The following is a 10,870-nucleotide window of genomic DNA, read 5'->3' as shown; positions in this document are numbered from 1 at the left end:
TTTCAAGGAAATAGCAGAGAGAAAGCGACTCAGCGCACCACATGAACTACAGAGCTACCAAGGTGTGTGCCCGGTTTGTCTCACCCTCGCAAGCGAGGATGAGACGAGGATAGAGAGACTTTGCCAATGGGCAGAGTCTGCCTTCTGGCAGCAACCGGGGTCGTTATAAGCGCTTCGCGCTGAACCTGTTCAGACACTCGGAAACAAGTTCCTCGGTCTTCACAGGTCTATTAAAGGGTTAGGAGAAAGGAGACTTAATTTGGGTAAAATCACGGTTGAAGTACAGGTCGATAAGATTTTCAAACATACCAAGCAGGGCAGCTATGGCACTCGTGCGCGTTACAAGGACAGCTGCCATCTGTTTGTGCGCTTCTGCGCGGAGCGATTCAAGATGAAGAACATTCGGAATCTGCATGATAAGCACGTCTTGGCCTTCGTCCAGGAGCGGCAAAAGGCTGGTATAGGAGCCAAGACGATCAAAAATGACCTCACTGCGCTGCGGTATCTGCACGATCAGATCCAGCAGCCACGATACAGCCTGTCGGACAACAAATCGCTGAAGGAGTTCTACGGGGTGAAGCTGGAAAAGACATCACAAGTGAACGGTAATCGGGCTTGGACGGAAGATGAGTACCAGGGCATCGTCCGGATCGCGAAGGAGCTTCAGCAGGAAAACATAGCGGATTGTCTGACGCTGGCGCGCACTATGGGGCTGCGTGTCACCGAAGCTGCGGCTGTGAGCCGCGCACAGGCTGAATATGCGCTGCGTACAGGCATGTATCAGGTCAAGGGGGAGGCCAAGAACGGGAAACACCGTGAAGTGCGGTTAAGCGCGGCAGGGAAGGCCATTTTTGAGCGCCGACTTCGGTATACCGAACGAGGGAACCGGCTTTTTATTACTCCGGGAGAAAAGACGCATCAGGTGGTCAACCGGATGGAGAAATTTGTTCAGAATCATAGGGACAAGGTACTGACCGCGCAAGGCGCGGAGCAGCGCATCGATAAGCGCGATGGAACTTCACGCAGCCTTACTTTCCATGGTTTGAGGTACAGCTATGTACAGGAACGTATGCAGCAGGAAATGGCCAAGGGATACAGCCGAGATAGCGCAGCGTTAATTGTGAGCCGCGAAGTTGGTCATGAGCGGATCGACGTGATCAAGATTTATGAGGGCGTTAAAAAAGACTAAGCTAAAGGCTTAGTCTTCAGGGACACCGTACTTATGAAGTAGGTATCGCATCCCTTCTTCTAGCAGATCATTTACATTGATTTTGGCGTTTTTCTCGATGGATTGCTGTAGAGCTAAAACTCTAATTTTGTTGTATAGCTTTTCGTCCAACGTAGTGTTTATCGACTTTCTGGCCATCCTTACCACCTCAGCATTGCTTCTCATTTCGATTAGTATATCAAAAAAGTAAAAATTGACAAAGTTATATAGGTATGCATAATATGTAGTTATAAATACGTATAGTCAGCTATATAACTTTGTGGAGGTAATTAACATGATGAAGAAGTACATTGTTTTGGTAGAGTACGATTTTGCCCAACGCAATTTTGCGGGCTATGTACCATCATTAAGAATCGGGGCTGTAGGCGATACAAAGAAGGAAATGATAGAAACCTTGGAAGATATGATTAAGATTGAAATGGAACGTCGTGCAGAGCTGCCAGAATATCAGCACGAATTTGAGACTGTAAGTGTGTAGGAATACGTTGAACGCTAGGGGCGATGATTTGATTGCTTGGGTAGATGCGATGTCGAATCGCCTAGATGAGATAATGGATAAGGTAGAAGATAATGAGATACAGCTACAGATTGCAGTTGCGGCTTTCGATAGGATTGACCAGATAAGCGACGAGGTGAAGGTCGATATGTTATTTGCTGAGGTCGGTATGTCGTTGACTGAGGTCTATAATTTGATTGATAGTATAACTTCGCGGTTGAATCTAGAACGAGATCGTGCGGATCAGCAGCTCACGGAAATTGCCGGAGCTGTTTCGCGGATAGAGCTGCACGGCAAGCGCAAACGATTTTTTGGGTTATTTTAATGTCATTAAATAAAAGGGGAATTTAAAGTGAAAAAGTCATTATTAACGCTGTTAACTATCATTTTGGTGTTGGGTTCTGTAGGTACGGCTGCTGAAGCAGCGGCCGTGAAATCCGTTGCTGTAACGGTGAATGGAAAGGCTGTAGTCTTTCCAGACGGAAAGCCGGTCATGGAGGATGACCGCGTTTTGATCCCGGTACGTTTCGTATCTGAAGCCTTGGGTGCCAAGGTAGATTACAAGAACAAAACCGTGCTGATTAGTCAGGACGGTAGAAAGATCAGTATGAAGGTCAACAGCGCAATCGTTACGCGTGACCAGGACAAGTTGCTCCTGGATGTACCGGCGCGCGTTCAAAAAAACCGTGTCTACGTGCCGTTACGCTTCGTCTCTGAAGCCTTGGGGGCTCAAGTAGACTGGAGTAAGGCTAAAATGTTGGTAGCCATCACCACAGGTGCAGCTCCTACTGATCCGAAGGAACCGGAAGAAAAACCAGAGCAGCCAAAGGCCTTCTTCAAACCGTTTGCATGGGAGGAAAAGACGGAGTTGGGCAAGGCGCTGTTTAAAAACAACGTGAAGTATGCTAATGGTCAAGTTACTTTTACCGTTCCATACGCTTCAAATGCTACATATCAGGGGAATCAGAAGGTTACGAAGCTCACACCAGGGCAGTCGTATACTTTCCCTGGAGGAACGGGGAGTATCTCTTTTTCTAAAATTTATGCTAGTGAAGATCGTATTGAGAATTATAGTCTCTATTTAGATACAAAGCATGATTCTTTGGCGAAACAGTTTGACTCCGTTACGAATGATATTGTAGTGAAGCATAGTTTTGTTAAGAATGGCCAGGCTGTGGGAACTGCTGGCACGTTAACAGAAGTCATTTTGTTGGCTCAATCATTGTAGGATGGAGCTGACAAAATGAAACGAATTATAGCCCTTATCTTGGTATTAATGATGTTTGGTTCTACGCTAGCAATCGCATCCGGTACCGAACCGATGTTGAAAAAATATGTACCTGGTGCGTGGCAGTATGGTGATAACGATACAGACCTATACGGGTATATTCCTGCTCTTAATTCAATAGTCGTCCGTCCTTGGGAACTGGCACGTTGGACTGGTGTATTCAAATTTCCTGATGGGAAATCGACGAGTATTAGTAACTATGACGTGTTCAACGTAAAGCGGAGGGTGGACGATCCGAAGTTCGACAAGGAAAACGGCTTCGGACTGGTCTATAAGAGCCAGTCGGCTTTAGGGGATATGTTCGACGCGATCATGAAGAATCAGACCGTAGGTGCAAAGCAGCGGTCATATTTTAGGAGCCAGTTTATCAAATCTTCTGACGACCAAGTTTTCAGGAACGGCAACCCCTTTTACTATGAGGTTCGTGGTGAATGGTTCCTTCGCACATCCGGTATTCTTCAACGTATGGGAATTGAATTTACGAAGACCAATAAGATCAGCGAGGATGAACGCCAGGCTTTGTATGAAGTCACTAAATGGCCTACGCTGAAGGCGACAGCAACCGGCAGTAACGGCAAGCTGAAGGTGGATTATACCGGATATGGCGTATCCGAACGGGATATACGGATTGTAGCGACCAAAAAGGGCGCATTTCCGGATTTTAAGAACGTGGTAAGCCTGACAGGTGGGAAGCTGGTTCATACGTCAGCAACGGCCAAGACAGGCAGTCTAAGCGTGGATTATGAGGAATTGGCCAAATTACTAGGCCGGGATGTTGATGTGGTGATTGACGATGGTTATGGCCGTACAGCAATCCAGAATGTGAAGCTGCCAGAACCGCCGAAGCCGATGGACTACATTCCGACTAAATTGACTTTAACGGATGGCCATCAGCTCTGGCTCAAATGGAAGTACGTCGGAGAGGACTTCAAGGCTGGCGATTACATCGACGGACGCGGAATACCTAATATCGCTAAGGTAACTGTACAAGGCCCGGAGACGGGCAAACAGACGCTTCAAAAGATGTACAGCGGTGTTCCAAAGGTGATCAAAAACGGCCAGGAGTTCAGCCAGAACTTGGGCGTTGTCAATTTGGGGCGTACACCAGGTACTTATCATATTTCTGTAGATGCATTCGTCAATAATCCGAGCCATCAAGATCGGGCGGTGGAAGCTCCTGCAGAAGCTTATAAAAATAATGAAATCAAGGCTGATTTTACGGTCAAGCTCGTGCCGGTGGATCTGATCGCACAATCGATCACAGCTACGCCTTCACGGATCGAGAAGGGCAACACGGCCGTGATTACGGCCAAGGTAAAGAACGTCAGCATTGAGGATCAGAAACAGGTCATGATCCGTATTACAGCGGATGATAAGACGATTTACGAGGTACGTAAGGACATGCCGGCTAATAAACCAATTTCAGTAGGGCCAGTTAATTGGACCGGACGTCAGATTGGGCTGCACAACATGACCGTGCAGGTCGATCCGGTCAATGAGGTTCCAGATACAAACCCGGGCAATAACATTGCCAGTACGGGTTGTACTGTGTACCAACCCAACGGGGGGGGATCATCGTCTGGTTGTAGCACGGCTAGTAAAACGTCTACGGCCAAAAGTTCATGGACGATACCGTACCGTTATATCTATGAAATTGCAGAGGTCAACCGACCTTTATGGACTACGGCTTGGGTGCCTTATTCTGAGCACTTGAATGTGAGTACGCAAATCAACAGCAAACAAGGGATTGCCACGGATCAGGCGCATCCGAAGGAAAGTGACCGGGAAAGCCGGGGCTCCTGGGCAATCATTCCGTATGCCAAGCAAAATGGGCTGAATGCGAATGAATTGACGCGAGCCGGTTATGGTTATGAGCTGAAGGTCACGACGAATTATTCTACCGATTGGGAAACGAAGGTTCCAAGAGGAATGAGAGAAACGGCCAGACCGATCGGAGGAACGTACATCGGTCCGAAGCCTGGTGAAGTGATTGCCAAGTTTTATGATCGGAATGGACGTTTCCTGAATACGGTCACGCTGGAGCGCACCAGCGGTGGAAATACAGGAACAGCCGTGTGGGAGCTGCCGAAACGAGAAGGGGTCTTCTTGGACGGTACCAAGATCATAGAACGGAAGGTATACACGGATAAGGATTGGAGTGACGGTGACGTGCTGGTGAAGGTGTACGTCACGGCTGAAGGTTCTAAAGGACGCCTGGAAGCCTGTACGACAAACAAGCTGCGTATTTTCGGTAGCATGTTTGACGATACGCAGAACGTAAGATCACGTAATTTCTAGGCCAGAATTTTGTACAGACAACCAATATAGTTTATTTTCTGTTGGTTGTCTGTATTTTGCTCGTCAGGCGCGTTCAGGAGCTATATGACGGGCTTACATGGGTGTTTGCTTATAAAAGTAAGGACAAATTTGAAAGAGCCTTAAAACGAACGATAGAAGGCTTAAAAAAGGAGGGATTAGATGCTAGATAAACCGATCTATGTGAGAATGGCATTAGAAATGCTTCAGGTCAACAGTTTTGAGTCATTAAAGGATTTTGGAAGTATTCCAGTGTATTTTGCCAATGATCCATACAACATGCTTTGCATGATTGGGATTCCAGATTGGCGATGGAGTTATCTTTACAGTTACAGCAGACCAGAGGAGGAGGAAGGGAAGCGACTGCTGGAGGCTCTTAGTGATCGGGGAGGGCCTTTAGCTGTGGAACGTGCAGAAAAGTTGGCCCATGAAATAAGTGATTATATGATTAGGCTTACTACTACCAAATTAAAAAAGGACTACTAGATTTAGTAGTCCCAAATGAAAAAAGTCTAGCATACATGCTAGACTCGTGGTAAGCTTTTCCTAGAAAAGCTTTAAAGCCAGTTTCACGGCAACTTTGGGTCGCCAAACCCTAGGCTGCTGTCTGACCGATCTGAACATCGGCGAAACAGGACGCGAAAACATGACTTGTATACTTATTGAGTTCAATCTAATGAACGTTTGTGTTCATTGTACTGTGTTTTGCCAGTAGATTCAATAGGTTTTGAGATAATATGTTGAAGCCCCTGATCCGTGAGATGTACGGATCAGGGGCTTTTTTGGTTTGCTGATTCAGCACAGTACCAGTAATGGCGCGGTGTTTGATCATACATAAAAATCTCATATGTTTCGGCGCTCGAACCATTTTTTTTGAAAAAATGACGTTCGAGGGCTTGATTTCCTATTGTCTTTTTTAGGTAATCGGGTTTTTGATCGCCAAACGTGCCTAGCTGCCCAGCACGTAAAAATACGGGTACGGTAAGCTGAGCCGAAGCAGAGAATCAGCGTCAACTCCATTAAACGCCTACCCATGCCCAGGCGGGAGCCAGCCAGAGATTGGGAGGACGCTGATAATCGGTCTGGAGGTAGCCAGGATTCCGAAAGGAATGGTGATCAGTGCACATGCGCGTTGCGCGCTCGTAGGATTGGCTTTACGAGTGAAAAGGCACTGACGGTATAACCGTAGTCGGGCATGGATGAGAGGAACCCTCGACAGCCGTACACGGCGTGACAGTATCGCTTACTAGTGCAGCCATGTTTTTGTTTTTTATGGCTGCACAGTAGGTGATAATCTATGCGCATTTCCTGACAAACCATGCCAGCGTGCCGATTAAGAGCCTCGCAGTCAAGTTTCTTTTTTAGCTTGAAAGATAGCGAAGCGTTGGAGAGTGGTGGTGGCCTTGTAGGTGGTTCACACCGCCGTAACGTGAACCGAAGCTTGTGGTAAACGTGGTTTTCGTTTTCCACAAGGTGAGGTGAACGGTGCGGAACCGGAGCGAAGCGAAGGCTTGCTTCAATGCTCGAAAAGATGCGTAGCGAAAGGGTTTTGTCCATGATATGGTGAAGTAGAATAGCGAGGTGATACAAGGTGGATACAAACGCCATGCGGATCGTATATAGCACGGTTCAAGTCGCAAATGTGTTGAATATAGGTCGCTCTACGGTCAATAAGTATGCGAGAAGTCTTGAAGAAGCTGGCTATCTGTTTACTAAGGACGAAAAAGAGCATAGAGCCTTTGTAGACCACGACATTGTAGCCTTTCGTGCGCTGCTAGACTTCCTAAATCGTGGTGTTGAGTACCAAAGCGCCGTAAGTACTGTTGTAGAGCGGTATAAACGACTTCCAGGTAGCGATTCGCTGGCTGTGGTTGCTACGTCAGGTAGCAGCGCAGAGGTCGCTACGTTGAACGCTAAGGTTGATGATTTGATTGCTGCGGTAGCTGCGCTGTCGGGGCGCATAGATGAAATTGTAAATGAAAAGGTACGGCTACAGGTCGCAGCTGCGGCTGCTGAGATTGGTGACCAGGTAAATGGTGTGCTGAGTGAAGTGCGTCAAGCTCAAGATCGTACGGATCAGCAGCTCACGGAAATTGCCGGGGCTGTTTCACGGCTTGAGTTGCACGGCCGACGCAAACGATTCTTTGGGTTGTTCTGAGAGATGAAAGGGGAATTTACTTGGACTTTTTAATCTTAGTGCCACAGTTTTTGATTCAGGTGTTTACCATTCTCGTCGCTTTAGTGCTGTACGATAGATTTTTCAAAAGAAGATGATTTATCGGAGGATTATCCAGAATAGCTCTATTTTCGGAAATGGACAGGGGCGAAAAACGGAGCAATCGCGAGAAAAGCAGAGATCGGCCAGATGGCCAAATCTCTGCTTTTTTGTATTGTTCCACGGCAGGTTAATCGGCGCTGAAGGTCAAAAACGGCCGTTTTTGCAGATCAGAGGGCTGGACATGTGCACAAAATTCAGGATTTTGGACATATGTCCAGCCTTCTGACATAGATAAAGTCAAGCTCTGTGGACATCCAATAGGATATACTGCAAACGAAGCAAGAAAAGCTTCAGACCGAATGGCCTGAAGCTTTTCTTGCTTCGTTTGTTGTTTTAATAAACTTTTATGGATCTCATCCTAGGATGAAAAAATATTATTCTAAGCCGTCCCGAACGGAAACATTGACGGAAACAGGCGAACCGTCATCAGTGTCAAAATTCAATATCCAAGTGCCTTCTTGACCTTGGCCAAAGTAGTGTTCTGTAGTAACAGAGCTACCTGGTTTAACCGTCAGAGATGCCCAATCAGTTCCTGATGGGGATGTCAAACGGTAATTCACAGGTACTTTTTTGTTATTACTCACGTGAACGCGGACTCTTTCGCTACTGCTTCCAGCTTTATACGAAAAACTGCCGGTTCCTTGACCAGAAGAAAAATTATAAGTGGTATTAAGGAGTAAAGAGAACAGAGTAATTTCGCCAGGATCATACAATCCATCAACGATCTTCATATTAGGTACTTCTTTAACAGTATTATCTTGAGAATAGACGCTAGAAATTTCGCTAGAATTTTCTTTAATAGGGCTACTACTGCTAGCGAAAGCAGGAAGAGCAGTCAAAATAAGAGCAGAAGATAAGACGGTGGATACGATTTTCTTTTTCAAATAAATCCCTCCATGGTATCAATATGTAAATCACTAATATAGGATACTATATTTATCCATATAGTAACAAGTAGTGGGAGAAAAAGTTTGCAGTATTCTGTTAAATGTTGTCTTTTTGGTGAATAAGCTTCCAACCTATAATAATTTTTTTATTTGAGATATTCGGGCTTGAGACACGCCAAGCCACTTGGTAAATACTACGAAATTGCGAACCATCGCATTTGAGAAAAATAGGGATGCGGCCGAGAAAACAGAAGCAAACACCGTATTAAGTCGGAAAAACGACGGAAACAAACCAGATGAACGTTTTTTGAGGTATCAGATGCAAGCAGCAGCTAAACACATTTTACCGAGACATCGCGTAGGAATCTGTCTAAGGCATCAGATTGAGGCATATGGTGGTGTAGACCTCTTTAAGCACAGACAGACGCAAAGGGCTTTTTACGGTGGATTGATGGTATGTAGCAGTGTGTGGGTCTGTCCGGTCTGTGCGGCTAAGATATCGGAGCGTAGGCGACAGGAATTAAAAACGGCGTTTAAAGCGCATTTGGATGCCGGAGGTCATTGTACGATGGTTACACTGACGTTTAGCCATAGTCCGAAGGATAAGCTGCATGATCTGTTAGTGGCCTTAGGGAAGGCAGTCCAAGATTTTAGCCGAGGTGGGCGCGATAGGGCGTTTAGGGCTGAGATTGGACTTGTCGGTAAAATTAGAGCCTTTGAGATTACTTATGGTGTGAATGGATGGCATCCACACATACATTTGCTGTTAATGCACAGCAATGAGATCGAGCCGTGGGAATGGCATGGTATGGAGGACAAGCTATACAATATGTGGTCAGGGGCATGCGCCAAAAACGGATTAGGCACTAGCCGGGAACATGGGTTACGGATGCATGATGCAGCGGAAGCCAGTACATATATCGGCAAGTGGGGCGATCTGATGGACAAGCGTTGGGGCACAGACTCAGAAATGACCAAGGCTAACATCAAGAAGGGGCGCGGTGAGAGTATGACACCGTTTGATATGTTAAGGGTGATTATCGAAGATGGCGATCTTGAGTACGAAGGAAAGTACCAGGAATATGCGAAGGCCACGAAAGGCAAACAGCAGTTGATTTGGAGTCCTGGACTCAAAGCCAGGTATCTGATCGAGGAAAAGGATGATGAAACGATAGCGACAGAAAAGGTTGAAGAAGCGGACTTACTGGGTACGCTGGATTGGCAGGATTGGCGATATATCTTGCGTAATAATCTTAGATACAACCTGTTAAAAGAGATAGAGGAACATGGCTATGAAACCGGACTTTTAAATATCGGTATAAATAAAAAGTTCACTGAAATTAATCAGTGAACCGGAAATCCCTTTTGGCTGGGGGATTTATAACTATTGCTATTATAACCTAGAGATAAGAAATATTAAACAGGTGAACTTTGTAATATTTTGTAGTGAGGCTATCCATATGGGTAGCCTTTTTAAGTTGCTAATTTGTCTGGATATATTTACAATGATAGCAATACGAAATCTATTAATTTTCTTCGCTGACAATGATCAAGCGAAGAACAGGCACAGCTCGAGAGAGCTGCATTGAAATTATTTGGAGCACTAGCTACCGAATATTGAGAAGTCATAAACACTTTATTTTCTTTGCCTCAGTTATGAAGCGAAGAGCAGAATTTCACAGGATAAAGCACAAGGTCTATTTTTTCATGCTTATTTAAGCATGTTTAAAAAGGGCTTTTTTTTGCGCTTACAGCCGATTGTAGCAGGCATTTATGCCAACTATAATCGGCTTTTTTTATATAGAGCTGCTTCGGCACATCACAAAAACTTTGGAGGGATCACACATGAGTATTATTGAGATTTTGAAGGTTTTACGAGTTCGAAAAAATTTTGTTTAGGTATGACTGTTGCAGAGGCTAATCGCTTTTTGATTAGCCTCAGATTTAGGTCAAGACCATAGCTCTACCACAAAGTCGCTTGCGGCTGCGGATGGTTGAAAAAGTGGAGCACGAATTAGCGTATCGCCGGACGCTGATCGTAGTTGTTCAATCGGCACGAAGGCAGTTGAACCCTTAGTTGGGTAGGCCACGATTGAGTGAGCTGGTAACTGTCGGGGATCGAATGCGTAGGAGCATTCACACTAGTAGTAGCTTAGATCCCGGCTATTAGTACTCATAGCACACAACCAAATATTGATGCGCCAGGATATCCAAACTTTAATGCTCGAATGAGTCGCTTTCTCTCTGTTATTTCAAGGAAATAGCAGAGAGAAAGCGACTCAGCGCACCACATGAACTACAGAGCTACCAAGGTGTGTGCCCGGTTTGTCTCACCCTCGCAAGCGAGGATGAGACGAGGATAGAGAGACTTTGCCAA

The 10,870-nt window shown here is 45.7% G+C and carries 11 protein-coding genes; 9 read left to right on the top strand and 2 right to left on the bottom strand.

Annotated elements, in window-relative coordinates:
• Positions 1 to 259 precede the first annotated feature (259 nt).
• Entirely contained in the window at positions 260 to 1,189 is a 930-nt protein-coding gene (locus WA407_RS26010; protein ID WP_336078726.1) for a phage integrase N-terminal domain-containing protein, read from the top strand.
• A gap of 9 nt (positions 1,190 to 1,198) precedes the next feature.
• Here the strand turns inward: WA407_RS26010 and WA407_RS26005 are convergent, their stop codons facing one another.
• On the bottom strand, positions 1,199 to 1,366 hold the full coding sequence (locus tag WA407_RS26005) for a hypothetical protein (protein ID WP_336078725.1): 168 nt from the start codon (positions 1,364 to 1,366) through the stop codon (positions 1,199 to 1,201).
• A 136-nt stretch (positions 1,367 to 1,502) separates the two neighbouring features.
• Between WA407_RS26005 and WA407_RS26000 the strand changes: the two genes are divergently transcribed.
• From WA407_RS26000 to WA407_RS25970, 7 genes are all read left to right on the top strand, one after another.
• The gene (locus WA407_RS26000) at positions 1,503 to 1,706 is read left to right on the top strand and encodes a hypothetical protein (protein WP_336078724.1); all 204 of its coding nucleotides are present in this window, start codon (positions 1,503 to 1,505) and stop codon (positions 1,704 to 1,706) included.
• A gap of 49 nt (positions 1,707 to 1,755) precedes the next feature.
• Entirely contained in the window at positions 1,756 to 2,049 is a 294-nt protein-coding gene (locus tag WA407_RS25995; RefSeq protein WP_336078723.1) for a hypothetical protein, read from the top strand.
• Positions 2,050 to 2,076: 27 nt separating this feature from the next.
• Complete coding sequence (locus tag WA407_RS25990) at positions 2,077 to 2,952, top strand: copper amine oxidase N-terminal domain-containing protein (protein ID WP_336078722.1); 876 nt, start codon at positions 2,077 to 2,079, stop codon at positions 2,950 to 2,952.
• Between the two features lie 15 nt (positions 2,953 to 2,967).
• Entirely contained in the window at positions 2,968 to 5,310 is a 2,343-nt protein-coding gene (locus tag WA407_RS25985) for a CARDB domain-containing protein (protein ID WP_336078721.1), read from the top strand.
• Positions 5,311 to 5,490: 180 nt separating this feature from the next.
• Positions 5,491 to 5,814, top strand: coding sequence for a YueH family protein (locus tag WA407_RS25980; protein WP_336078719.1), 324 nt, complete (start codon positions 5,491 to 5,493; stop codon positions 5,812 to 5,814).
• A 547-nt stretch (positions 5,815 to 6,361) separates the two neighbouring features.
• On the top strand, positions 6,362 to 6,511 hold the full coding sequence (locus WA407_RS25975; RefSeq protein ID WP_336078718.1) for a hypothetical protein: 150 nt from the start codon (positions 6,362 to 6,364) through the stop codon (positions 6,509 to 6,511).
• Positions 6,512 to 6,934: 423 nt separating this feature from the next.
• Positions 6,935 to 7,486, top strand: a complete 552-nt coding sequence (locus WA407_RS25970) for a hypothetical protein (protein ID WP_336078717.1) — start codon at positions 6,935 to 6,937, stop codon at positions 7,484 to 7,486.
• Positions 7,487 to 7,980: 494 nt separating this feature from the next.
• Here the strand turns inward: WA407_RS25970 and WA407_RS25965 are convergent, their stop codons facing one another.
• A complete protein-coding gene (locus tag WA407_RS25965; protein WP_336078716.1) occupies positions 7,981 to 8,490 on the bottom strand; it encodes a hypothetical protein in 510 nt (169 codons plus the stop codon).
• A 205-nt stretch (positions 8,491 to 8,695) separates the two neighbouring features.
• Here WA407_RS25965 and WA407_RS25960 point away from each other — a divergent pair, with 205 nt between their 5' ends.
• Positions 8,696 to 9,844 (top strand): protein rep, encoded by a 1,149-nt coding sequence (locus tag WA407_RS25960; RefSeq protein WP_336078715.1) that lies wholly within the window; start codon positions 8,696 to 8,698, stop codon positions 9,842 to 9,844.
• Positions 9,845 to 10,870: the final 1,026 nt, after the last annotated feature.

Origin of the sequence: Paenibacillus sp. 203 (assembly GCF_037027525.1) — a bacterium.
Classification (GTDB): domain Bacteria; phylum Bacillota; class Bacilli; order Paenibacillales; family Paenibacillaceae; genus Paenibacillus; species Paenibacillus polymyxa_B.
This window is presented reverse-complemented; position numbering and strand designations above follow the sequence as displayed.

Excerpts from the sequence above, each read along its gene's own strand:
- WA407_RS26005 (WP_336078725.1), bottom strand. The coding sequence starts at position 1,366 with ATGGCCAGAAAGTCGATAAACACTACGTTGGACGAAAAGCTATACAAC.
- WA407_RS26000 (WP_336078724.1), top strand. The coding sequence starts at position 1,503 with ATGATGAAGAAGTACATTGTTTTGGTAGAGTACGATTTTGCCCAACGC.
- WA407_RS25995 (WP_336078723.1), top strand. The coding sequence starts at position 1,756 with ATGTCGAATCGCCTAGATGAGATAATGGATAAGGTAGAAGATAATGAG.
- WA407_RS25985 (WP_336078721.1), top strand. The coding sequence starts at position 2,968 with ATGAAACGAATTATAGCCCTTATCTTGGTATTAATGATGTTTGGTTCT.
- WA407_RS25980 (WP_336078719.1), top strand. The coding sequence starts at position 5,491 with ATGCTAGATAAACCGATCTATGTGAGAATGGCATTAGAAATGCTTCAG.
- WA407_RS25975 (WP_336078718.1), top strand. The coding sequence starts at position 6,362 with ATGCCCAGGCGGGAGCCAGCCAGAGATTGGGAGGACGCTGATAATCGG.
- WA407_RS25970 (WP_336078717.1), top strand. The coding sequence starts at position 6,935 with ATGCGGATCGTATATAGCACGGTTCAAGTCGCAAATGTGTTGAATATA.